This is a genomic window from Faunimonas pinastri (assembly GCF_900110915.1).
GTDB classification, from domain to species: Bacteria; Pseudomonadota; Alphaproteobacteria; order Rhizobiales; family Afifellaceae; genus Faunimonas; species Faunimonas pinastri.
The window spans coordinates 263,216-285,469 of record NZ_FOFG01000002.1 but is presented as its reverse complement, the minus strand read 5'-3'; the positions used below and the strand labels follow the sequence as shown (position 1 = coordinate 285,469).

Annotated in this window: 20 protein-coding genes; 15 read left to right on the top strand and 5 right to left on the bottom strand. The window is 65.5% G+C overall.

Going from position 1 to position 22,254, the window contains the following annotated elements:
• Genes sufD through sufA form a run of 4 tightly spaced genes read left to right on the top strand, consistent with a single transcriptional unit; the run spans position 1 to position 3,410 of the window.
• Entirely contained in the window at positions 1–1,335 is a 1,335-nt protein-coding gene (gene sufD, locus BMY25_RS04610) for a Fe-S cluster assembly protein SufD (protein WP_092495435.1), read from the top strand.
• A complete protein-coding gene (locus BMY25_RS04605; protein ID WP_092495434.1) occupies positions 1,335–2,570 on the top strand; it encodes an aminotransferase class V-fold PLP-dependent enzyme in 1,236 nt (411 codons plus the stop codon). The genes sufD and BMY25_RS04605 overlap by 1 nt, the downstream gene beginning before the upstream one ends.
• A 15-nt stretch (positions 2,571–2,585) precedes the next feature.
• A complete protein-coding gene (locus tag BMY25_RS04600; protein ID WP_092495433.1) occupies positions 2,586–2,984 on the top strand; it encodes an SUF system Fe-S cluster assembly protein in 399 nt (132 codons plus the stop codon).
• Positions 2,985–3,029: 45 nt separating this feature from the next.
• Positions 3,030–3,410, top strand: a complete 381-nt coding sequence (sufA, locus tag BMY25_RS04595; RefSeq protein ID WP_092495432.1) for a Fe-S cluster assembly scaffold SufA — start codon at positions 3,030–3,032, stop codon at positions 3,408–3,410.
• Between the two features lie 113 nt (positions 3,411–3,523).
• Here the strand turns inward: sufA and BMY25_RS04590 are convergent, their stop codons facing one another.
• Positions 3,524–5,194: a DEAD/DEAH box helicase gene (locus BMY25_RS04590; RefSeq protein ID WP_177176718.1), complete on the bottom strand. Its 1,671-nt coding sequence runs from the start codon at positions 5,192–5,194 to the stop codon at positions 3,524–3,526.
• A gap of 304 nt (positions 5,195–5,498) precedes the next feature.
• Here BMY25_RS04590 and BMY25_RS04585 point away from each other — a divergent pair, with 304 nt between their 5' ends.
• Positions 5,499–5,912, top strand: coding sequence for a GNAT family N-acetyltransferase (locus BMY25_RS04585; protein WP_177176704.1), 414 nt, complete (start codon positions 5,499–5,501; stop codon positions 5,910–5,912).
• Between the two features lie 21 nt (positions 5,913–5,933).
• Here BMY25_RS04585 and parE read toward each other — a convergent pair whose 3' ends face one another.
• The gene (parE, locus tag BMY25_RS04580) at positions 5,934–7,988 is read right to left on the bottom strand and encodes a DNA topoisomerase IV subunit B (protein WP_092495429.1); all 2,055 of its coding nucleotides are present in this window, start codon (positions 7,986–7,988) and stop codon (positions 5,934–5,936) included.
• A 175-nt stretch (positions 7,989–8,163) separates the two neighbouring features.
• On the opposite strand from parE, the gene BMY25_RS04575 reads away from it, so the two are divergent.
• Both BMY25_RS04575 and BMY25_RS04570 read left to right on the top strand, forming a co-directional pair.
• Complete coding sequence (locus BMY25_RS04575; protein WP_092495428.1) at positions 8,164–8,673, top strand: nucleoside/nucleotide kinase family protein; 510 nt, start codon at positions 8,164–8,166, stop codon at positions 8,671–8,673.
• 185 nt (positions 8,674–8,858) lie between these two features.
• A complete protein-coding gene (locus tag BMY25_RS04570) occupies positions 8,859–10,241 on the top strand; it encodes a class II 3-deoxy-7-phosphoheptulonate synthase (RefSeq protein ID WP_092495427.1) in 1,383 nt (460 codons plus the stop codon).
• Positions 10,242–10,699: 458 nt separating this feature from the next.
• On the opposite strand, the gene BMY25_RS04565 is transcribed toward BMY25_RS04570, so the two are convergent.
• On the bottom strand, positions 10,700–11,014 hold the full coding sequence (locus BMY25_RS04565) for an antibiotic biosynthesis monooxygenase family protein (protein WP_092495426.1): 315 nt from the start codon (positions 11,012–11,014) through the stop codon (positions 10,700–10,702).
• On the bottom strand, positions 11,011–11,667 hold the full coding sequence (gene fsa, locus BMY25_RS04560; RefSeq protein ID WP_092495425.1) for a fructose-6-phosphate aldolase: 657 nt from the start codon (positions 11,665–11,667) through the stop codon (positions 11,011–11,013). Before fsa ends, BMY25_RS04565 begins: the two co-directional genes overlap by 4 nt.
• A 107-nt stretch (positions 11,668–11,774) precedes the next feature.
• Between fsa and BMY25_RS04555 the strand changes: the two genes are divergently transcribed.
• From BMY25_RS04555 to BMY25_RS04530, 6 genes are all read left to right on the top strand, one after another.
• Positions 11,775–13,940, top strand: a complete 2,166-nt coding sequence (locus tag BMY25_RS04555) for a primosomal protein N' (protein ID WP_238858160.1) — start codon at positions 11,775–11,777, stop codon at positions 13,938–13,940.
• Positions 13,941–14,149: 209 nt separating this feature from the next.
• On the top strand, positions 14,150–14,710 hold the full coding sequence (locus tag BMY25_RS04550; protein ID WP_177176717.1) for a F0F1 ATP synthase subunit delta: 561 nt from the start codon (positions 14,150–14,152) through the stop codon (positions 14,708–14,710).
• A complete protein-coding gene (gene atpA / locus BMY25_RS04545; RefSeq protein WP_092495422.1) occupies positions 14,710–16,239 on the top strand; it encodes a F0F1 ATP synthase subunit alpha in 1,530 nt (509 codons plus the stop codon). Before BMY25_RS04550 ends, atpA begins: the two co-directional genes overlap by 1 nt.
• A 27-nt stretch (positions 16,240–16,266) precedes the next feature.
• Positions 16,267–17,145 carry a F0F1 ATP synthase subunit gamma gene (locus BMY25_RS04540; RefSeq protein WP_092495421.1) on the top strand — a complete coding sequence of 293 codons (879 nt, stop codon included), beginning with the start codon at positions 16,267–16,269 and terminating at the stop codon, positions 17,143–17,145.
• Positions 17,146–17,174: 29 nt separating this feature from the next.
• Positions 17,175–18,605 (top strand): F0F1 ATP synthase subunit beta, encoded by a 1,431-nt coding sequence (gene atpD, locus BMY25_RS04535; protein WP_092495420.1) that lies wholly within the window; start codon positions 17,175–17,177, stop codon positions 18,603–18,605.
• A 20-nt stretch (positions 18,606–18,625) separates the two neighbouring features.
• Entirely contained in the window at positions 18,626–19,036 is a 411-nt protein-coding gene (locus BMY25_RS04530; protein WP_092495419.1) for a F0F1 ATP synthase subunit epsilon, read from the top strand.
• An 88-nt stretch (positions 19,037–19,124) separates the two neighbouring features.
• Here BMY25_RS04530 and BMY25_RS04525 read toward each other — a convergent pair whose 3' ends face one another.
• Positions 19,125–19,988, bottom strand: a complete 864-nt coding sequence (locus tag BMY25_RS04525; RefSeq protein ID WP_238858159.1) for an RNA polymerase factor sigma-32 — start codon at positions 19,986–19,988, stop codon at positions 19,125–19,127.
• Positions 19,989–20,055: 67 nt separating this feature from the next.
• On the opposite strand from BMY25_RS04525, the gene BMY25_RS04520 reads away from it, so the two are divergent.
• Both BMY25_RS04520 and BMY25_RS04515 read left to right on the top strand, forming a co-directional pair.
• Positions 20,056–21,309, top strand: coding sequence for a carbohydrate kinase (locus tag BMY25_RS04520; RefSeq protein ID WP_238858158.1), 1,254 nt, complete (start codon positions 20,056–20,058; stop codon positions 21,307–21,309).
• The gene (locus BMY25_RS04515) at positions 21,310–22,236 is read left to right on the top strand and encodes a pseudouridine-5'-phosphate glycosidase (protein ID WP_092495416.1); all 927 of its coding nucleotides are present in this window, start codon (positions 21,310–21,312) and stop codon (positions 22,234–22,236) included.
• The last annotated feature ends 18 nt before the right edge of the window (positions 22,237–22,254 follow it).

Here is a 22,254-nt window from a genome sequence, read left to right as displayed (position 1 = left end):
ATGGCCGAAGCCACTCGCATCCGCACAAAGGCGGAGGAGGCGCTCGCGAACCACTTCGCGGCGCTCGCCAGCGACGATGCCGCCGCCGAGATCCGCAACGCCGCCTTCGATGCCTTTCTCGAGAAGGGCCTGCCGCATCGCCGCGTGGAAGATTGGAAATACACCGATCTTCGCGCGCTGGTCCGCGACGTGCCCGCTCCGGCCCAGCCGGCCGCGTTCGACGCCTCGCGGGACGCCCTGGCGCGCGCCGACGTCTTCGCGCCGCTCGCGCCCGCGCGCATCGTCTTCGTCAACGGCTTCTTCGTGCCCTCTCTCTCCGACACCAAGGGGATCGAAGGCGACGTGGAATTCGTCTCGCTCAATCGTTTCCTGGCCGATGGCGGCTCCTTCCTCAGCCGCTCGCAACTCGACGCGTCCGAAAGCCCGATCCTCGCGCTGAACGGCGCGTTCGTGCGGGACGGCGCGGCGCTTCGCATCCGGGAGGACGCCAAGGTCGCGCGTCCGCTCGAGATCGTGTCCGTCTTTGCCGGCAGCGAACCGGGTCTGCAGACCATGCGCCACCAGGTGATGGTCGGCAAAGGCGCCGAAGTCACGATCCTGCAGACCTTCTCCGGCCCCGACGGGGTCGCCTACCACACCAACGTGGTCAGCGAAGTGCAGGTCGAGGCTCAGGCCGTGGTCCGCTGGATCGTCGCGCAGGAGGAGGGCGATTGCGCCATCCACCTGAACCTTCTCGTGCCGCGCCTGGCCGACGACGTCACCTTCGACCCGTTCACGCTCGCGTCCGGCTCGCTGGTTTCCCGCAACGAGGTGAGGCTTTCCTTCGATGCGGAAGGCTCTTCCGCATCGCTGCGCGGGGCGACGGTCGCCAAGGGCAAGCAGCTGATCGACAACACGCTGGTCGTCGATCACGCGGTGCCGAACTGCGCCAGCCGCGAGCAGTTCAACTCCGCCATCGACGGCGAGGCGCATGGCGTCTTCCAGGGCAAGATCATCGTGCGCAAGCACGCCCAGAAGACCGACGGCAAGATGATGAGCCGCGCGCTTCTCCTGTCGGAGGAGGCGGAGTTCGCCAACAAGCCGGAGCTGGAGATCTTCGCCGACGACGTGGTCTGCGGCCACGGCGCGACCTGCGGGCAGATTGACGAAGAGATGCTGTTCTTCCTGCGCTCGCGTGGGCTGGACAAGCGCGAGGCCGAGCGCCTGCTGATCCAGGCGTTTCTTTCCGAGGTCGTCGCCGAGATCGGTGATGAGGCGGTGGCCGAGTGCCTGGACGAGCGCATCCGCCGCGCGCTGGGTGCGCCCGCGTCCGTCACGGTGGGCGAGGCCACGTGATGGCGGGCAACGGCTCGGGCTATGACGTGGAGAAGGTGCGGGAAGACTTTCCCGCGCTTTCCCTGCAGGTTTACGGCAAGCCGCTTGTCTATCTGGACAACGGCGCTTCCGCCCAGAAGCCCCGGGCCGTTCTGGACGCCATCCAGCGCGCCTATACCGAGACCTATTCCAACGTCCATCGCGGCCTGCATTACCTCTCCAATGCCGCGACGGACGCCTACGAGGATGCACGCGAGGCAGTCCGTTCCTTCCTGAACGCGCCGTCCGGCGATGAGATCGTCTTCACCAAGTCTTCCACCGAGGCGATCAACCTGGTCGCGCAGTCCTTCGGCGGACTGGTGATCGGGGAAGGCGACGAGATCGTCATCTCCATCCTGGAGCATCACGCCAATATCGTGCCGTGGCACTTCCACCGGGAACGCCGGGGCGCGGTGCTGAAATGGGTGCCGATCCTGGAGGACGGGTCGCTCGACATCGAGGCCTTCAAGGCCGCGCTGACGGAGCGCACGAAGATCGTCGCGATCACGCATATGTCGAACGTGACCGGCACCATCGTGCCGATCCGCGACATATGTCGCATCGCGCACGAGCGCGGCATTCCGGTGCTGGTCGACGGCAGCCAGTCCGCGGTTCACCTGCCGGTGGACGTGCAGGAACTCGGCTGCGACTTCTACGTCTTCACCGGGCACAAGACCTACGGTCCCACCGGCATCGGCGTGCTCTGGGCGAAGCGCGAGCTTCTGGAGCGCATGCCGCCCTTCCTCGGCGGCGGCGAGATGATCCGCACCGTCACGATGGACGAGATCACATACGAAGCGCCTCCCGCGCGCTTCGAGGCCGGCACCCCGCCGATCGTGCAGGCGATCGGCCTGGCCGCGGCGCTCCGCTACATGAAAGGGCTTGGCCGCGAGGCCATTGCCGCCCATGAGGGCGAGCTTGCCCGCTATGCCCATGAACGCCTTTCCGCGATCAACTCGATCCGCATTCTCGGCCATGCCGAGAAGAAGGGCGCCATCGTCACCTTCGAGATGGAGGGAGCGCATGCGCATGACGTTTCCACCATCATCGACCGGGAAGGCGTGGCCGTTCGTGCCGGGACTCATTGCGCGCAGCCGCTGCTCGCGCATTACGGCGTGACCTCCACCTGCCGTGCCTCGTTCGGCCTCTACAACACCATGGCCGAGGTGGACGCTCTTGCGAACGCCCTCCAGAAGGCCCATTCTTTCTTTGCCTGAGGCAATAGGATTTCGATGAGCGAGAACGCTGCAAACACCGAGGAAGAGACCGCTGGCGAGGCACCGAACGTGCCTTCCATCGAGGCTTCCACGATCCCGGCCGACGAGCTGGAGCGGCTTTCGGGCGATATCGTTTCGGCGCTGAAGAGCGTCTACGACCCGGAAATCCCGGCCGACATCTATGAACTCGGGCTGATCTACAAGGTCGATATCGACGACAGCCGTTCCGTCACCGTGGACATGACGCTAACCGCGCCGGGTTGCCCGGTCGCCGGCGAGATGCCGCAATGGGTGGAAGACGCCGTGGGTGGCGTAGCCGGCGTTTCCGCCGTCAAGGCAAACCTCGTCTTCGATCCGCCGTGGTCGCCGGAGCGCATGTCCGAGGAAGCCAAGGTCGCGCTCGGCTGGTGGTAACGCCGGCGACATTCAGTTGAGGCCTTCGGGCCAGGGAATCATGCCATGGCACTTCGCAAGTTTCAGATCCTGACCGTCACCGAAGCCGCGGCCGAGCGGGTCCGCGAGATCGTCGAGTCCAGTGACGGGGCCCAGGGGCTCCGGCTCGGTATCCGCAAGGGCGGCTGCGCCGGCATGGAATACACCATCGATCTCGCGGCCGAGGCAAAGCCCGGTGACGACGCGATCGAGTTCGAGGGCGGCAAGGTGTTCGTCGATCCCTCGGCGACGCTGTTCCTGCTCGGCACCGAGATGGATTTCGAGCAGACCAAGCTCCGCACGGGTTTCGTCTTCCGCAATCCCAACGAGACCTCGGCCTGTGGCTGCGGCGAGTCCGTGGAATTGAAAGCTGCCGATCCCAAGATGCTGGAAGCGATCCGCGCCTGAGGCCTGGATCGGGTGCGGCACGCCGCGCCTTTTGGTTCGCTGACTGACTTGAAACGAAAAAGGCCGCGCCCTCAGGGGCGCGGCCTTTTTGATTCAGCAGGAACCGGGGAGGCTCAGATCTCCTCGGCCGCCTCTTCCTCCGCCGCAATCGGCTTCGGCATCCGAACGGGCCGAAGCAGGAAGGCGGGCACGTACTCGCTGGAGCCGAAGGGCGTGGAGAAGTCCTCCGCCGGCTCCAGGAAATCGTCGCTGCGACGAGCCGAACGGCCAGACCGTTCGTTTCGATCGCGACGCTCCCTTTCGGGACGCTCACGCTCCGACCGCTCCCGTTCCGGACGGTTGCGTTCGGCGCCCTGACGCTCGGGCCGCTCTGAGCGTTCCCGTTCCGGGCGCTCGCTGCGGGAGCGGGCGGGACGTTCCTCGACGGTCTCGGCAGGCTCGGACGCCGCAACGGCTTCCACTTCGGCCACAGCCTCCGGCTTGGCGCCTCCGCGTCTCCGGCTTTCACGGCCGGTGCGACCCTCGCGCGGCTCACGGGTTTCGCGCGGCTCACGGGCTTCCCGAGGCTCACGGGCTTCGCCGGTCTCAGCCGACTTGCCGCGACGGCCACGCTTGGCTGGACGCTCGTCCTCGTCGTTGCCGGTTTCGGCAACGCTTTCGATGGGAGCGGTCCACTCGATGGACTTGCCGATCAGGCTCTCGATCGCCTTGGCGTATTTCGTTTCCGGCTTGGTGACCAGCGTGTAGGCCTCGCCGGAACGGCCGGCGCGACCCGTGCGGCCGATACGATGCACGTAGTCTTCCGAATGGATCGGCACGTCGAAGTTGAAGACGTGGCTGACATCCGGGATATCCAGACCGCGCGCCGCCACGTCGCTGGCGACGAGAAGCGTGATCTGGTTGTCGCGGAAGCCTTCCAGCATCTTCAGGCGCGAATGCTGGTCCATGTCGCCGTGCAACGCGCCGACGGAGAAGCCGTGCTTTTCCAGCGAGCGGAACAGGGTCGCGACATCGCGCTTGCGATTGCAGAAGATGATCGCGTTCTTGAGGTTCTCCGCCTCGCGCAGCAGGCCACGGAGGACCTCGCGCTTCTCGTGCGGCTTGGAACCGGCGGGAACGAACTTCTGCGTCACGGTCTCGGCGGTGGAGGAGGCGCGCGCCGTCTCCACCCGGACCGGGTTCTGCAGGAACTTGTCCGCGAGCTTGCTGATCTCCGGCGGCATGGTCGCGGAGAAGAACAGCGTCTGGCGCGTGAACGGGATGAGCTTGGCGATGCGCTCGATGTCCGGGATGAATCCCATGTCGAGCATGCGGTCGGCTTCATCGATCACGAGCAGTTCCACGCCGGTCAGCAACAGCCTGCCGCGTTCGACATGGTCGAGCAGACGGCCGGGCGTCGCGATCAGCACATCGGCGCCGCGCGTGATCTTCTTGTCCTGCTCGTCGAAGGAGACGCCACCGATCAGCAGGGCAACCGTCAGCTTGTGGTTGACGCCGTAGCGATCGAAGTTCTCCTGGACCTGGGCCGCGAGCTCGCGCGTCGGCTCCAGGATCAGGGTGCGAGGCATGCGTGCCCTGGCGCGACCCTGCTCCAGGATCGTCAGCATGGGCAGTGTGAAGGAGGCCGTCTTCCCGGTGCCCGTCTGGGCGATTCCGAGAACGTCGCGGCGCTCCAGGACATGCGGGATCGCCTGTTCCTGGATCGGGGTGGGGGTGGTGTAGCCGACCGCTTTTACGGCCTCTACAACCTTGTCGCTTAATCCGAGTGTATCGAAGCTCATCAGAATGTTCGGGTCCGACGCGGCAAGCCAGGATCGTCAGACAGGTCCGGAATACGGCTGCAAAATAGGATCGAAGCTGTTCCTGTCAAGGAAAAGCCGGCCGGAAGCAGATTCTCGACCGTCAAATGGCTAATGCGCCACAGACCCTGTCAGCAACATGCCCCAAACCGGTGTGAAGCGCAAGAGCGCGGCCCGAAGCTGCTGCCGGGAAGGCTGTCCCTGGGGCAGGATCGCAGCGGCGGCGGCGGATCGATGCCATGCGCATCCCTCGTTCGTCTGCTATGGCGAGTTCTGTTCAGGAGGGCGGATGGCGATGGAGCAGCGACTGCATTTCTCGGATGCGCTTTCGGAGGATGACCTCCGGCAGGCGTGGACATGGATCGCCGGGAGTTATTGGGCGAAAGACCTCGACTGGGAACGCTTTCGCCGCGCGGCTGAACATTCGGTGGTGATCGGCGCCTTCGTTGGCGATCGGCTCGTCGGCTTCGCCCGCGTCATGACGGATTATTCCCGTTCCGCCCGCCTGTCCGACGTCTATGTGGCGGAAACGGCGAGAGGGGGCGGCGTTGCGGCCGGGCTTGTCGCCTGCGCGCTGGATCACCCGAAGCTGCGCGACGTGCCTTCCTGGACGCTGGCGACCCGAGACGCCCACGGCCTCTACGAGCGCTTCGGCTTCCGAACCCTGGACGATCCGAGCTACACGATGCAGCTCAACCGCTGAGCGGCGCTGAACGCGCGCCGGTCAGATATCCAGGTCGTGCGCGAATTCCGCGCGCTCCTGGATGAAGGCGAAGCGGTCTTCGGGCTTGTTGCCCATCAGGCGCTTTACCGTGTCCTTGGTCAGCGCGATCTCGTCGTCCACGATGTCGACCTTCAGGAGCGTCCGCTTCTTCGGGTCCATCGTCGTGTCCTTGAGCTGCTGCATCGGCATCTCGCCCAGCCCCTTGAAGCGGCTGATCTCGACCTTGCCGCGCCCGTCGAACTCCGTCGCCAGCAACTGGTCGCGGTGGGCGTCGTTGCGGGCATAAAGGATCTTCGGTCCCTGCGTGATGCGGAAGAGGGGCGGCACGGCGAGGTAGAGGTGGCCGTGGCGGATCAGCTCCGGCATCTCGCGATAGAAGAAGGTGATCAGCAGCGACGCAATGTGGGCGCCGTCCACGTCGGCGTCCGTCATGATGACGATCTTGCCGTAGCGGAGATCGTCTTCGCGGTAGCGCGAGCCGGTGCCGGCGCCGAGCGCCTGCACGAGATCGGAGATCTGCTGGTTCGCCGCGAGCTTCTCCGCGCCGGCATTGGCGACGTTCAGGATCTTGCCCCGCAGCGGCAGCACGGCCTGGGTGCGCCGGTCGCGGGCCTGCTTGGCGGAGCCGCCGGCCGAATCGCCCTCGACGATGAAAAGCTCCGTGTCCTCGCGCGCATTGGTGCTGCAATCCGCAAGCTTGCCGGGCAGGCGCAGCTTGCGGGTCGGCGTCTTGCGGAAGACTTCCTTTTCCTTGCGGCGGCGAAGCCGCTCGTCGGCGCGGTCGGCCACCCATTCCAGCAGTTCGGACGCCTGGTTGGGGGAGGCGGCGAGCCAGTGGTCGAAGGAATCCTGCAGCGCGGAATTGACGATGCGCGTCGCTTCCGCAGATGCCAGACGGTCCTTGGTCTGGCCGACAAACTCCGGCTCGCGGATGAAGACGGAGAGCATGGCCGCGCAGGACGTCATGATATCGTCGGCGGTGATGATCGCGGCGCGCTTGTTGTTGACGAGCTCGCCATAGCTCTTGAGACCGCGCAGCAGCACGCCGCGCAAACCCGCTTCGTGCGTGCCGCCTTCCGGCGTCGGCACCGTGTTGCAGTAGGACTGTACGAAGCCTTCGCCCGCGAACCACGCGACCGCCCATTCGACCGAGCCGTGGCCGCCCTGCCGGTCGGTCTTGCCGGCGAAGAGTTCGCTGCCCACGAGGTTCTCGCCGGTGAGCGAGACGGCGAGATAGTCCTTCAGGCCGCCGGGGAAGTGGAAGACCGCCTTGGTCGGCGTCTCCGACTTTTCCGGGATCAGGCTCTCCGCGCAGGACCAGCGGATTTCGACTCCGCCGAAGAGATAGGCCTTGGAGCGCGCCATGCGGAACAGCCGGTCCGGCTCGAAGCGCAGGCTCGCTCCGAAGATCTCCGGGTCGGGGTGAAAGCGCACGCGCGTGCCGCGCCGGTTCTGCGTATCGCCGACATGCTCGATCGGCCCGAGGGCGCGGCCCTTGGAAAAACTCTGGCGATACACCTTGCGGTCCCGCGCCACCTCGACTTCCAGCATGTCGGACAGCGCGTTGACGACCGAGATGCCGACGCCATGCAGGCCGCCGGATGTCTCGTAGACCTTGGAGTCGAACTTGCCGCCGGCATGCAGCGTCGTCATGATGACCTCGAGCGCCGACTTGTCCTTGAACTTCGGATGCGGGTCGATCGGAATGCCGCGGCCGTTGTCGGTGACGCTGAGACAGCCGTCGGCGTCCAGCTCGACCTCGATCCACGAAGCGTGGCCGGCTACGGCCTCGTCCATGGAATTGTCGATCACCTCGGCGAAGAGGTGGTGCAGCGCCTTGTCGTCGGTGCCGCCGATATACATGCCGGGGCGGCGGCGCACGGGCTCCAGCCCTTCCAGCACCTCGATGTCGGCTGCCGTGTAGGTCTGCGCCATCTCCATCGGAGCCGCCTTGCCGCGGGAGGCGCGAGAGGGCTTTTCGGCGGCAGACGACGCCGCCGTCGCGGCGCTCGGTGAAGCACCCGGAGGAGCAAAGAGATCGTCGGGGCGGTCCATGTCGATTTCCCGTTCGCGAATCGCTTGGAAGCTGAGCGTCAGTCTGACACGTCGCGGGATGATATTCAGGTTCGTACTTTGTTCTAAAGCATGTTGCGGGATATGCAAGTTTCCGCCCGTGCTGGGGATAAAAGCGGGGAAAACGGCGTCTGGCGGACTGAAGGGTACTCGGCACATGCGTGACGCCCTCTTCCTGAGCGGCCCGATCGGCAGTGGCAAGTCGAGCCTCGGCGGCGCGCTTGCGGAAAGTCTCGGTGGTCGCTTCATCGAGGGCGACGATTTCGGCGAGCAGGGAAAGTCCTGGATCGGGCAGAACCTCACCGTGTCGCGGCAGATCATCGAACACGTCCTTTCCGCCTGGGATGAGGTCCCGCTCGTGATCGTCGCCCGGCCACTCCGGGCGCGCGACTGGGCGTTTTTCCGGAAGGGGCTTTCCGGAGGCGGCAGGAGATGCTGGTGCGTTTCGCTGGATGCGGACGCCGAGGGCATTCTCGATCCGGTACGAGGGCGCCGCTTCAGCGACGTCGAAGCCCGGCGCTCTCGGGACATGATCGACGAAGGATACGGAAAGCGATCCTTCAGCGATGCCGTCCTTCGTGCCGACAGGGCCACCTTCGAGGTGACGCTGGCCGAGCTTGCGGAGCTGGCTACGGGATTGCTCACCTCGCGTCGCGGCAGCTTCTGACAACCGCCGGGATCAGCAGGGCTGTCCGGGGGAAGGTCACTTTGCAAGTTTCGGGCCATTTCACTGGTCGGACTGCCCGCGATCCTATATGAGGAGCGCGCGTGAAGCGCCGAATGCTTCACCGATCCTTTCCAAACAAGCAAGGCACGCAGGAGTGCATCGAGCGAAGCCGAGCGGAGCGAGTGATGAGTGAGAAGTGGACACCGATGAGCTGGCGGAACAAGCCGATCGTCCAGGTTCCGGACTATCCGGATGCCGAGGCGCTCGAGGCTGTCGAGGCTCGTCTCGCCACCTATCCGCCGCTCGTTTTTGCAGGCGAGGCGCGAAAGCTGAAGAAGCAGCTGGCCGATGTGGCGGCGGGCGAGGCCTTCCTGCTGCAGGGCGGCGACTGCGCCGAGAGCTTCGCCGAGCATGGCGCGGACAACATCCGCGACCTGTTCCGTCTGTTCCTGCAGATGGCGGTGGTGCTGACCTTTGGCGCGGCCTCGCCTGTCGTGAAGGTCGGCCGGATCGCCGGGCAGTTCGCCAAGCCTCGCTCGGAGAACATCGAGCGGCAGGGTGACGTGGTGCTGCCGAGCTACCGCGGCGACGTGATCAACGGCATCGACTTCACCGAGGCATCCCGCACGCCCGATCCGGCACGGCAGGAGATGGTCTACCGGCAATCGGCCGCGACGCTGAACCTGCTGCGCGCGTTCGCGCAGGGCGGCTACGCCAACCTTGAGCATGTGCACCAGTGGATGCTGGGCTTCGTGGCGGAAAGCCCGATGCGCGAGCGCTATACGGCGCTGGCCGATCGCATCACCGAAACGCTCGGCTTCATGCGGGCGATCGGGCTCGACTCTGAAACCACTCCGACGCTGCGGCAGACGGAGTTTTTCACCAGCCACGAGGCGTTGCTGCTGGGCTACGAGCAGGCGCTGACCCGCGTCGATTCCACGACCGGCGACTGGTACGCGACCTCCGGCCACATGATCTGGATCGGCGATCGCACACGCCAGATCGACCACGCCCACATCGAGTTCTGCCGCGGCGTGAGGAACCCTCTGGGTCTGAAGTGCGGCCCCTCGCTGGAGCCGGACAACCTGCTCAAGCTCATCGATGCGCTGAACCCGAAGAACGAGGCGGGCCGACTGACGCTGATCGCGCGCTTCGGCGCGGAAAAGGTCGGCGACAAGCTGCCGGCGCTGATCCGCGCGGTGGAGCGGGAAGGGCGTTCGGTCGTCTGGTCGTGCGATCCCATGCACGGCAACACGATCAAGGCGGCAACGGGCTACAAGACCCGCCCCTTCGACCTCGTGCTGCGGGAAGTCGACCGCTTCTTCGATATCCACGCATCCGAGGGCACGCATGCCGGCGGCATCCATATCGAGATGACCGGCAAGAACGTCACGGAATGCACGGGCGGTGCGCGCGCGGTGACGGAGACGGATCTTTCCGACCGCTACCACACGCATTGCGATCCGCGCCTCAACGCCGATCAGGCGCTGGAACTGGCCTTCCTGGTGGCGGAACGGCTGAAGCACGACCGGCAGGGCCGGGACACCAAGGTCGCCGCGCAGGCCTGAGCGTCTGACGATTTGCCGATATTTGGAGGAAAGGCCGGGCCGCGCGTCCGGCCTTTTCGCATTCCTGAATGCTGTCCCGCGGTGGAGTCTCCGAGGTGACGAGGCAGGTCGCGCAGGGTGGGCGGCCTTCGGCTTCGTGGAGCCCGAAAGCGATCTGGTGACTGTCAGACGTCGGCGGTTCGGACGGTGCTTTGTCCGACGAGAAGAAAGCGGGCCCGGGGGCGCGTGATCCCGTCTTTGGTAATTTGGCGGGGCTTGGATGATGTCCGGCCGGGGCGGCCTTTGCGAGGGGCGGATCTGCAACCACGTCACGCCGGAACGTTACGTGGCGATCTGGTCGCCGGGCAATGGCCTCCAAGGAGGCGGCGGATCGGCTGAGATCGAGGACGGGACCGCGCCGGCCACGCTCGCGCGGGCATCAGCCGCCGAAGAGCGCGAGGGCGGCACGATCTGCCCGGTCAGCTACCCGTTTCCGTCACGATCGGCGGGCCGTAATGCTCGACGGTCGGAGCCGGATCGTAGAACCGGTGCAGCAGTTCCTTCCAGCGCTCGTAGCGATCGGACTGGCGGAAGCCGACCTCGTGGGCCGCCACCGTCTCCCAGCGGACCAGGAGGAGATAGCGGCTCGGCCTTTCCACGCAGGGCCGAACCGAGATCCCGAGAAACCCGGGCGTTGCCGCAATCAGCGGGATCGCCTGGGCGAGAGCGGTCTCGAACTCGGCGATCTGCCCGGGACGGACTTCGAGGATCGCGTGTTCGAGGATGTTGCTCACAGGATGGTCTGGCCGGTCTTGGCCCAGTCCGCGACAAAGGTCTCGATGCCCTTGTCGGTGAGCGGGTGCTTCACGAGGGAGCGGAGAACGGCGGGGGGAACGGTCGCGACATCGGCGCCGGCGAGCGCAGACATCTTGACGTGGTTCGGCGTACGGATCGAGGCGGCGAGGATCTGCGTCTCGATGTAGTCGTAGTTGTCGTAGATCTGGCGGATTTCGGAGATCAGTTCCATACCGTCATTGCCGAGGTCGTCGATGCGGCCGATGAAGGGGGAAACGAAGGTCGCGCCCGCACGGCCGGCCATCAGCGCCTGGGTCGCGTTGAAGCAGAGCGTGACGTTCACCATGTGACCTTCGTTCGACAGCGTGCGGCAGGCCTTCAGCCCGTCCCAGGTCAGCGGCACCTTGACGGCGACGTTCTCCGCGATCTCGGCGAGATGGCGACCTTCGGCGATCATGGTTTCCGCATCCAGCGCCGTCACCTCGGCCGAGACCGGGCCGGGAACGAGCTTGCAGATCTCCGCGATCACTTCCTTGAAGGGGCGGCCGGCTTTCATGATCAGCGACGGATTGGTCGTCACGCCATCCAGGAGACCGGCTTCGGCGAGGTCTTGGATTTCATTGGTGTCAGCGGTATCGACAAAGAACTTCATGGCGTTTCCTGATGGCGGGTTGCGGCTGGGTTATTGAGGAGCCTTTCTAAAGGAATGAGTCGTTCGCGTCAGCCGAATCCTTTTTGCCCCGCTCGGAAAAGCATCTCGTGACCACCCTGCATCCCGTTTCCGTGCTGGTTCCGGTAGCGGTCGGCCGTCCCTATACCTATGCGGCCGATCGCCCGCTGGCGCCCGGCACGGTCGTCGTCGTGCCGCTCGGGCCGCGCCATGTGCTGGGCTGCGTCTGGCCGGGGGAGGTGGACGACGTGCCGGAGGGCAAGCTCCGGGAAGTCGCGCGCATCTACGACCTGCCGCCATTGCCGGAATCGCTGCTCCGCTTCGTGGAATGGCTGGCGAACTACACGTTCAGTCCGCTCGGCATGGTGCTGCGGATGGTGCTGCGCTCCCCCAATGCGCTGGAGCCGGAGCGCACTCTGGTGGGTGTGCGGCTCGCCGGCCCGCCGCCGGACCGGGTGACGCCCGCCCGCCGCCGCGTCATCGAGATCGCGGCCGATGGTCTTGCCTGGGCCAAGGCCGGGCTGGCCGCCACCGCCGGGGTGTCGACCGGCGTGGTGGATGGTCTCGTGCAGGCGGGAACGCTCGAGCTTGTGGAAATGACGCCGCGTTCGCCCTCGGCCGGTCTGGACCCCGACCACAAGCCGGCCGGTCTTTCCGAAATCCAGTCGTCGACCGCCGAAACCCTGGTCGCCTCGGTTCAGGCCGGGAGCTTTTCCACGACGCTGCTCGACGGCGTCACAGGTTCGGGCAAGACAGAGGTGTACTTCGAGGCGCTGGCGCAGGTGCTGCGGGAAGGGCGCCAGGCGCTGGTGCTGCTGCCGGAAATTTCGCTTACCGGCGAGTTCCTCGACCGCTTCGCCCGTCGCTTCGGTGCGCGGCCGGCCGAATGGCATTCGGAGGTCGGCGCGAAGGGGCGCGAGCGCGTGTGGCGCGATGCGGCATCCGGGGAGGCGCGGGTGGTCGTCGGCGCGCGCTCGGCGCTGTTTCTGCCCTTCCGCGATCTCGCGCTGATCGTCGTCGATGAGGAGCACGAGGGCGCCTACAAACAGGAAGAGGGCGTCACCTACAACGCCCGCGACATGGCGGTGGTGCGCGGGAGGCTGGCCGACGCGCCGGTGGTTCTCGCCTCCGCCACCCCCTCGGTCGAAACCCGGGTGAACGCCGATCGCGGTCGCTACGCCCATGTTCGCCTGCCCGCCCGATTCGGCGGCGCGGCGCCGCCGGCCGTCTCCGTGGTGGACCTGCGGACCAATCCGCCGGAGCGGCTGCATTGGCTTGCCCCGCCGCTGGTGGAAGCCATGACCGAGGCTTTCGGCGAGAAGAAGCAGTCGCTGCTCTTCCTCAACCGACGCGGCTACGCTCCGCTGACGCTTTGCCGGACGTGCGGCCATCGCATGGCCTGCCCGAATTGCTCGACCTGGCTTGTCGATCACCGCTTCCGGCGTATCCTGGGCTGCCATCATTGCGGCCATGAGGAGCGGCGGCCGGAGCTCTGTCCGAGCTGCGGAGCGGAAGACAGTCTCGTGGCGTGCGGGCCGGGCGTGGAGCGGCTGCAGGAGGAGGTGGTTCATCGCTTCCCCGAGGCGCGGACGCTGGTGCTCTCAAGCGACATGCCGGGCGGGGCGCAGCGTTTGCGGCTGGAACTGGACGCGATCGCCAGGGGCGAGGCGGACATCGTCATCGGCACGCAGCTCGTTGCCAAGGGTCACAATTTCCCCGGCCTGTCGCTGGTCGGAGTGGTCGATTCCGATCTGGGACTCGCGAACGGCGATCCGCGCGCGGCGGAGCGGACGTTTCAGCTGCTGACACAGGTGACGGGACGCGCGGGGCGGGCGGGGCAGGCCAGTCGCGGTCTGCTGCAAACCTACGCGCCGGAGCATCCCGTGATCGCGGCGCTGGTTTCCGGCAACCGCGAGGCGTTCTACGCGCAGGAAACGGAGATTCGCCGGCGCGGCCGCCTGCCGCCCTTCGGCCGGCTCGCCGCGATCATCGTCAGTGCCGGAGACAGGCCGACCGCCCAGGCGCATGCGCAGGCCATGGCGCGAATGGCTCCGGTCGAGCCCGCCGTCGCACTCCTCGGTCCGGCTGAGGCGCCGTTCGCCGTGCTGCGCGGACGTCACCGTTTCCGGCTCCTCGCCCAGTCGGAATCGGCCTCGCTGCTGCATTCCTGGCTCCGCGCGTGGCTGCAAGCCGCCCCCCGGGCACGCGGCAGCGTCAATGTCGCCGTCGACATCGACCCGATGAGCTTCCTGTGAAGCAACGGCGTCCTTACTATAAGGCGAGGCATTTCAGTCGTTTGCGCAAGGTGGGCGGGTCTCCCCGGAATTGCGGCGAGAGCGTGTTGCCTCGGGGATAAACGCTGTGCTAGACGACCGCATGCGTCGCTCGGCCACGGCTCGAGCGAAAGCCTACGTATTACCAACAGGCGGGCCCATTCATGGGCCGGAAAGAAGAGAAACCGCGCGTGACGGATCGAAATTCTTCCGTTTCCGGTGTAGCTGAACGCTACGCTTCCGCGCTCTTCGACTTGGCTCGAGAGCAGTCGGCTTTGGACAGCGTCGAGGCTGACCTCAAGAGCTTCCGCACCATGCTTGCCGACAGCGCCGACCTTCGTCGCTTGATCGAGAGCCCGACCTTTCTTCCGCGGGAGCAGGAGAAGGCAATCGGGGCGATCGCCGATCGCGCGGGGATCACGGGGCTGACCGGAAACTTCGTGCGCCTCGTGGCACACAACCGCCGGCTTTTCACGCTGCCGGGAATCATCGCCGCCTTTGAGGTGCTGATGGCCGATGCGCGCGGGGAGGTGACGGCAAAGGTGACGTCCGCCCATCCGCTGAGCGCGGAGCAGCAGGAATCCCTTCGTGCGATCCTGAGCCAGAAGCTCGGCAAGAAAATCGCGTTCGACCTGTCGGTCAACCCGGCGATCCTCGGTGGCCTCGTCGTCAAAGTGGGATCGCGGATGATCGACTCGTCGCTTCGTAGTAAACTGATGATGATGAAAACCCGTCTGAAAGAGGTCGGCTGATGGACATTCGAGCCGCAGAAATCTCCTCCATCCTGAAGGAGCAGATCCGCAACTTCGGCCAGGAGGCTGAGGTCTCCGAGGTCGGTCAGGTCCTGTCGGTCGGCGACGGCATTGCGCGCGTTTACGGTCTGGACAATGTCCAGGCCGGCGAGATGGTCGAGTTCGACGACGGCGTGCGTGGCATGGCCCTCAATCTCGAAGCCGACAATGTCGGCGTCGTGATCTTCGGGCCCGACCGTGGCATCAACGAGGGCTCCACCGTCCGCCGGACCGGCGCGATCGTTGAAGTTCCCGTCGGCAAGGGTCTGCTGGGCCGCGTCGTCGACGCTCTCGGAAACCCGATCGACGGCAAGGGCCCGATCGTGTCCGACGAGCTTCGCCGCGTCGACGTCAAGGCGCCCGGCATCATTCCGCGCAAGTCCGTCCACGAGCCCATGTCCACGGGCATCAAGGCGATCGACGCGCTGATCCCGGTCGGTCGGGGCCAGCGCGAGCTGGTCATCGGCGATCGCCAGACCGGCAAGTCGGCGATCATTCTGGATGCCTTCCTGAACCAGAAGGCCGCTTTCGACCAGAACATCGAAAGCGCCAAGCTCTACTGCATCTACGTCGCGATCGGGCAGAAGCGCTCCACCGTGGCGCAGCTGGTGAAGACGCTGGAAGAGCGCGGCGCGATGGAATATTCCATCGTCGTGGCGGCGACCGCTTCCGATCCGGCGCCGATGCAGTACCTCGCGCCCTTCGCCGGCTGCGCGATGGGTGAATATTTCCGCGACAACGGCATGCATGCGCTGATCGCTTATGACGATCTGTCCAAGCAGGCCGTGGCCTACCGTCAGATGTCGCTGCTGCTGCGCCGCCCGCCGGGCCGCGAGGCCTATCCGGGCGACGTGTTCTACCTGCATTCGCGCCTGCTCGAGCGTTCGGCCAAGATGAGCGACGCGCATGGCGCCGGCTCGCTGACCGCGTTGCCGATCATCGAGACGCAGGCGAACGACGTGTCCGCCTATATCCCGACCAACGTGATCTCGATCACCGACGGCCAGATCTTCCTTGAGACGGACCTCTTCTACCAGGGCATCCGCCCGGCCGTGAATGTCGGCCTGTCGGTGTCCCGCGTCGGTTCCGCCGCGCAGATCAAGGCGATGAAGCAGGTTGCTGGCTCCATCAAGGGCGAGCTGGCGCAGTACCGCGAAATGGCGGCCTTCGCGCAGTTCGGGTCCGATCTGGACGCATCCACGCAGCGACTGCTGAACCGTGGCGCGCGCCTGACGGAACTCCTGAAGCAGCCGCAGTTCTCGCCGCTGAAGACGGAAGAGCAGGTCGCGGTGATCTATGCCGGCGTGAACGGCTATCTGGATCCGCTGCCGGTCAACAAGGTCGGCGCGTTCGAGCAGGGGCTTCTCAGCCTGCTGCGTACCGAGCACAAGAGCGTCCTCGACTCGATCCGGACCGAAGGTCAGCTGACCGACGCCATCCGTTCGCAGCTCAAGTCGGTGATCGACAATTACGCGAAGATCTTCGCGTAATCCGCCCTTAACGCAAGGACAGGCGGGATGCCGAGCCTAAAAGATCTGCGAAATCGCATCGCTTCGGTGAAGGCGACGCAGAAAATCACCAAGGCCATGCAGATGGTCGCGGCGGCCAAGCTCCGCCGCGCACAGGAGGCTGCGGTCGCTGCGCGGCCATACTCCGAGCGCATGGGTGCCGTTCTGGCCAACATCGCGGCGTCCACCGCGGGTTCGCCCGACGCGTCTCCGCTGCTCGCGGGTACTGGCAAGAGCGACGTGCACTTGCTGGTCGTCTGCACGGGCGAGCGCGGCCTTGCCGGCGCGTTCAACTCGTCGATCGCCCGCCTGGCCCGCGATCATGCCCGCCGGCTCAAGGCCGAGGGCAAGACCGTGAAGATCTTCACGGTCGGCCGGAAGGGCTACGACTCGCTGCGTCGCGAGTTCCCGAACGAAATCGTTGAAAACGTCAGCTTCCGCAGTGTGAAGCAGATCTCCTACAGCGAGGCGCGTTCGGTGGCGCGGCGCGTGCTGGAGATGTTCGGCGCCGGCGAGTTCGATGTCGCGACCCTGTTCTTCTCGCACTTCCAGTCGGTGATCGCGCAGATCCCGACCGCCCAGCAGATCATCCCGGCGGAACTGCCGACGGCTGCGACGGTAAACGCGGAAGCGGCGCTCTACGAGTATGAGCCGAGCGAGGAAGACATTCTGGCGGATCTGTTGCCGCGTAACATCGCGATCCAGATCTTCCATGCGCTTCTGGAAAATGCGGCCTCGTTCTACGGTGCTCAGATGAGCGCCATGGATAACGCGACCCGCAACGCCGGTGACATGATCAACCGCCTCTCGCTGTCCTACAACCGGCAGCGTCAGGCGCAGATCACCAAGGAACTGATCGAGATTATCTCCGGTGCCGAAGCGCTCTGAGCGCGCGCCGTGAACGAGTGAGGAAGATTATGGCCAACGGAGAGATGCAGGGATCTGGCAAGGTCGTGCAGGTTATCGGCGCCGTCGTCGACGTGCAGTTCGATGCCCACCTGCCGGAAATCCTGAACGCCCTGGAGACCAGCAACCAGGGCAACCGCCTCGTTCTCGAGGTCGCTCAGCACCTCGGTGAGAACACGGTTCGCACCATCGCCATGGACACGACCGAAGGTCTGGTTCGTGGCCAGCGGGTGTCCGACACCGGTTCCCCGATCATGGTGCCGGTGGGCCTGGAGACGCTCGGCCGCATCATGAACGTGATCGGCGAGCCTGTTGACGAAGCGGGTCCGGTGACCACGGCCGCGCGTCGCGCCATCCACCAGCCCGCGCCGGCCTATGTGGACCAGTCGACGGAAGCCGAGATCCTCGTCACCGGCATCAAGGTCGTCGACCTTTTGGCGCCCTATGCCAAGGGCGGCAAGATCGGCCTGTTCGGCGGCGCCGGCGTCGGCAAGACCGTGCTGATCATGGAACTTATCAACAACGTCGCCAAGGCGCACGGCGGTTACTCGGTGTTCGCCGGTGTCGGCGAGCGCACCCGCGAGGGCAACGATCTCTACCATGAGATGATCGAGTCCGGCGTGAACAAGCTCGGCGGTGGCGAAGGCTCCAAGGCCGCACTCGTCTACGGTCAGATGAACGAGCCCCCGGGCGCTCGTGCCCGCGTCGCGCTCAGCGGCCTGACGGTTGCCGAACACTTCCGCGACGAAGGCCAGGACGTGCTGTTCTTCGTGGACAACATCTTCCGCTTCACGCAGGCGGGTTCGGAAGTGTCCGCTCTGCTCGGCCGTATTCCTTCGGCCGTGGGCTACCAGCCGACGCTCGCGACGGACATGGGCGCACTGCAGGAACGCATCACCACGACGACCAAGGGTTCGATCACCTCGGTGCAGGCCATTTACGTGCCCGCCGACGATCTGACCGATCCGGCGCCCGCGGCATCCTTCGCCCATCTTGATGCGACGACGGTTCTGTCCCGCTCGATCGCCGAAAAGGGTATCTACCCGGCCGTGGATCCGCTGGACTCCACCTCGCGTATGCTCGACCCCCGCGTCGTCGGTGACGAGCATTACGAGATCGCCCGCCGCGTGCAGTCCACGCTGCAGCGCTACAAGGCACTGCAGGATATCATTGCCATTCTCGGCATGGACGAACTGTCGGAGGAAGATCGCCAGACGGTTTCCCGCGCCCGCAGGATCGAGCGCTTCCTGTCGCAGCCGTTCTTCGTCGCCGAAGTCTTCACCGGTTCGCCCGGCAAGCTCGTCGACCTCGCCGACACCATCAAGGGCTTCAAGGGCCTGGTGAACGGCGACTACGATCATCTTCCGGAGGCTGCCTTCTATATGGTCGGCACCATCGAGGAAGCGATTGAGAAGGCCAACAAGCTCGCTCAGGCGGCTTGATCGGGCAGGGGGACTGAAGCATGGCCGACGGGCTGAAGTTCGACCTCGTATCTCCTGAGCGTCTGCTCTTCTCGGAGATCGTTGAGTCGGTCGTGGTGCCGGGCACGGAGGGTTACCTCACCGTGCTGGCCAATCACGCGCCGCTGATGACGACGCTGCGTCCGGGTGTCATCGAGATCAAGGCGCAGTCCGGTACCGTCACGCGGTTCTTCGTGGGCGGCGGGCTTGTGGATATCAATGCGTCGGGCCTGACGATCCTGGCCGACGAGGCAATGGGCGCGGAGCAGATGACCTCCGATTACCTCTCGGAGCGCATTCGCGTGAGCCGGGAAGATGCCGACAATACCGGCATCGACTACATCACGCGGACGACGGCCCGGCAGCGGGTCAGCGACCTTGAGGACGTGCAGCGCTGGATCCTGCCCGCCTGATTGGCGGGCGCATATACTGAACAGGAAAAGCCCCGCGGCGCGCCGCGGGGCTTTCTTCGTAAAGGGGCGTTTTCGTCGGGTCGGCGTCTCAGACGAAGGCGCTATGGTCCTGGTTCTGCTTGATGAGCTCGTGCTTCAGCTTTTCCAGCGCTCGCGTCTCGATCTGGCGGACACGCTCCTTGGAAATGCCGAGTTGCTGCCCGAGCGATTCCAGGGTCGCACCATCCTCCGTCAGCCGTCGTTCCCGCACGATGCGGAGTTCGCGGTCGTTCAGAGCGTGCAAGGCATCGTTCAGCCAGATCACGCGGCGCTCGCGGTCGATGTCGTCGCCGACGATTTCATCGGGCAAGGGACGGTTGTCGGCGATGAAATCCTGCCGGTCGGCACTGGAGCCATCCGTCTCCACCAGCGGCGCATTCAGGGACAGGTCGGGGCCGGAAAGCCGGGCGTCCATGAGAGCGACGTCGTCGCGCGAGACGCCGATGGTCTGGGCGATCTGGTCGTAGAGGTTGCGGTCCGGTTCGGCTTCGCCGGCCGTGAGACGGGCACGCAGGCGGCGCAGATTGAAGAAGAGGGCCTTCTGCGCCGAGGATGTGCCGCCGCGCACGATCGACCAATTGCGGAGAATGTAATCCTGGATCGAGGCGCGGATCCACCAGGTCGCGTAGGTGGAGAAGCGAACCTCGCGTTCTGGATCGAAACGGCTCGCGGCCTCCAGGAGCCCGACATGGCCCTCCTGGATCATGTCGGACATCGACAGGCCAAAATGCCGGAAGCGGGAGGCGATAGAGATAACCAGCCGCATATGGGCGGAGGTCAGCCGGTGCAGTGCTTCGGAATCGTTCTGCTCCTTCCACTGCACGGCGAGATCGTGCTCCTCCTCGCGTTCGAGGTAAGGCGCCTTCATCGCAGCCCGAACGAGTTGGCGCCGCGACATTCCGTGGTCATCCATCCTGCCTGCTCCGCTCATCTGCCGGTGTGGGGTGCTCATCCGCTACAAACCGCGACTGGGCATTCGGATGAACGGTTCTGTTCCGGAGTGGTTCAACGCGGCAGCGAAAAAGTTCCGTGAAGATGAGAATCCGTCGTCGGTCGCTTGTAAAAACACCTGTTGCCGGACTAAACAGATGTTAGGAGGGCTGCTGGTGGATCAGTTAGGCGTGCAGGAAAAGGCCGTTCTGGCGGCGATCTCAGGCAACCCGTTCATGGGGCAGAGCGAAATTGCCGAGGCCTTGGGTTTGGCTCGGTCCACTGTGGCGGCCCACATCGTACAACTGATCCAGAAGGGCCACATCCTTGGGCGCGGCTATATGCTGCCGGAGCCGATGCGCGTAACCTGCATCGGCGGTGCGACGGTGGACCGGAAATATCACGCCCGACGTCCCTTGATTCCCGAAACCTCCAATCCGGTGGAGGCGCGACGAAGCTTCGGCGGGGTGGCCCGCAACGTCGCCGAAAACCTTGTCCGGCTCGGCGTCCGCACGAGCCTTCTCTCCACGGTCGGTGACGACGAGAACGGTCGCGCCGTCCTCCGGCATCTGGGCGACCTCGGCGCCGATGTCTCGCAGGTTTTCGCGCATGCTTCCCTGCCAACTGCGGAATACGTCGCCGTGCTGGGGCCGGATCACGATCTGGTTCTCGGGCTGGCGGACATGGCGATCTTCGACACGCTCGAACCTGCCCATTTGGAGCGGAGCTGGCCGCATCTCGCGGCTTCCGCGTGGGTCTTCGGGGACTGCAATCCGTCCGCCGACGTGATTCGTAACCTGATCCGCCGCGCACAGTCGGCGCGGTTCGGGCTTGCTGTCGATGCCGTGTCCCGCGCCAAGGTCCTGAAGCTGCCGTCCGATCTTTCCGGAATCGATGTGCTGTTTCTCAATCGCGACGAGGCCGAGACCTATCTGGCGGAACGGGGAGACAAAGGCGACCGCCCGCCCCAGCAGGTCGCGCAGGCCCTGTGCGCAGCCGGAGCAGGCTCGGTGGTGCTGACCATGGGCGCGGAAGGGCTGGTCGTCGCAGCCGGCGGCGAGATCCGCCATCTTCCCGCACCCCCGGCAATCCCCGTCGATGTCACCGGCGCGGGCGACGCCTTGATCGCCGGGACGCTGCAACGGCTGGTCAGCGGCGACGACATCTTTTCCGCCGCGCGGATCGGCGCGCGCCTCGCCGCGCTCACCACCGAAACCGAGGCCAGCGTGCATCCCGGTCTTTCGCCGGGGTTGCTGGCCGACCTTCTCATTCCTTCATCCGAATCCCAGGCAATCGAGGCGTAAATGGCCGAAGCACTGAACTCTTCCCTTCTGCGGATCAGCGACGAAGTTCGCGAAGCACTGGCGCGTGGCGCGGCTGTCGTGGCGCTGGAATCCACCATCATCTCGCATGGCATGCCCTATCCGGAGAACCTCGCGACCGCCCGATCGGTCGAGGACGTCGTGCGCGACCATGGCGCCATCCCCGCCACCATCGCGGTGATCGCGGGAGAGATCCGCGTCGGGCTCGACGCGGATCTTCTGGACAGCTTCGCGCAGAACCAGCAGGTGGTGAAGGCTTCCAGCCGCGATCTGGCGGCCGTGATGGTGCGGGGCCAGTCGGCCGGCACCACCGTTTCCGCCACGATGCGGATCGCGGAACTTGCCGGCATCCGCATCTTTGCGACCGGCGGCGTCGGCGGCGTGCATCGGGGCGCGGAGAGTACCTTCGACATCTCCGCCGACCTTACCGAACTGGGCCAGACCGGGACGGCCGTGGTCTGCGCCGGCGTGAAGTCCATCCTCGACATTCCGAAGACGCTGGAAGTGCTGGAAACGCAGCGGGTGCCGGTGATCGGCTACGCGACGGACGAGTTCCCGGCCTTCTTCAGCCGCACGAGCGGCGAGAAGGTGGATCATCGCCTCGACAGCCCCGCCGATATCGCCGGTGCCATCCACCTTCATCGCCAGCTCGGATCCGGCACGGGGCTGCTGATCGCCAATCCCATCCCAGAGGCCGATGCGCTCGCTTCCGCCGACATTGACGCGACGATCGAGGCCGCGGTGCGTGAGGCGGAAGAGAAGGGCATCGCGCGCAAGGAAGTAACGCCGTTCCTGCTGCAGCGGATCAACGAGCTTTCCGAAGGCGTGAGTCTCCGGGCGAATATCGCGCTGATCCGCAACAATGCGGCGCTTGCCGCGCAGATTGCGGTGGCTCTGGCCGGGCGGTAAGTTCGGCCATTCAGGCGG

What these genes read in the sequence shown, in the direction of transcription:
- sufD (WP_092495435.1), top strand. Translation starts at nt 1, where the DNA reads ATGGCCGAAGCCACTCGCATCCGCACAAAGGCGGAGGAGGCGCTCGCG.
- BMY25_RS04605 (WP_092495434.1), top strand. Translation starts at nt 1,335, where the DNA reads ATGGCGGGCAACGGCTCGGGCTATGACGTGGAGAAGGTGCGGGAAGAC.
- BMY25_RS04600 (WP_092495433.1), top strand. Translation starts at nt 2,586, where the DNA reads ATGAGCGAGAACGCTGCAAACACCGAGGAAGAGACCGCTGGCGAGGCA.
- sufA (WP_092495432.1), top strand. Translation starts at nt 3,030, where the DNA reads ATGGCACTTCGCAAGTTTCAGATCCTGACCGTCACCGAAGCCGCGGCC.
- BMY25_RS04585 (WP_177176704.1), top strand. Translation starts at nt 5,499, where the DNA reads ATGGCGATGGAGCAGCGACTGCATTTCTCGGATGCGCTTTCGGAGGAT.
- parE (WP_092495429.1), bottom strand. Translation starts at nt 7,988, where the DNA reads ATGGACCGCCCCGACGATCTCTTTGCTCCTCCGGGTGCTTCACCGAGC.
- BMY25_RS04575 (WP_092495428.1), top strand. Translation starts at nt 8,164, where the DNA reads ATGCGTGACGCCCTCTTCCTGAGCGGCCCGATCGGCAGTGGCAAGTCG.
- BMY25_RS04570 (WP_092495427.1), top strand. Translation starts at nt 8,859, where the DNA reads ATGAGTGAGAAGTGGACACCGATGAGCTGGCGGAACAAGCCGATCGTC.
- fsa (WP_092495425.1), bottom strand. Translation starts at nt 11,667, where the DNA reads ATGAAGTTCTTTGTCGATACCGCTGACACCAATGAAATCCAAGACCTC.
- atpA (WP_092495422.1), top strand. Translation starts at nt 14,710, where the DNA reads ATGGACATTCGAGCCGCAGAAATCTCCTCCATCCTGAAGGAGCAGATC.
- BMY25_RS04540 (WP_092495421.1), top strand. Translation starts at nt 16,267, where the DNA reads ATGCCGAGCCTAAAAGATCTGCGAAATCGCATCGCTTCGGTGAAGGCG.
- atpD (WP_092495420.1), top strand. Translation starts at nt 17,175, where the DNA reads ATGGCCAACGGAGAGATGCAGGGATCTGGCAAGGTCGTGCAGGTTATC.
- BMY25_RS04530 (WP_092495419.1), top strand. Translation starts at nt 18,626, where the DNA reads ATGGCCGACGGGCTGAAGTTCGACCTCGTATCTCCTGAGCGTCTGCTC.
- BMY25_RS04525 (WP_238858159.1), bottom strand. Translation starts at nt 19,988, where the DNA reads ATGGATGACCACGGAATGTCGCGGCGCCAACTCGTTCGGGCTGCGATG.
- BMY25_RS04520 (WP_238858158.1), top strand. Translation starts at nt 20,056, where the DNA reads ATGAACGGTTCTGTTCCGGAGTGGTTCAACGCGGCAGCGAAAAAGTTC.
- BMY25_RS04515 (WP_092495416.1), top strand. Translation starts at nt 21,310, where the DNA reads ATGGCCGAAGCACTGAACTCTTCCCTTCTGCGGATCAGCGACGAAGTT.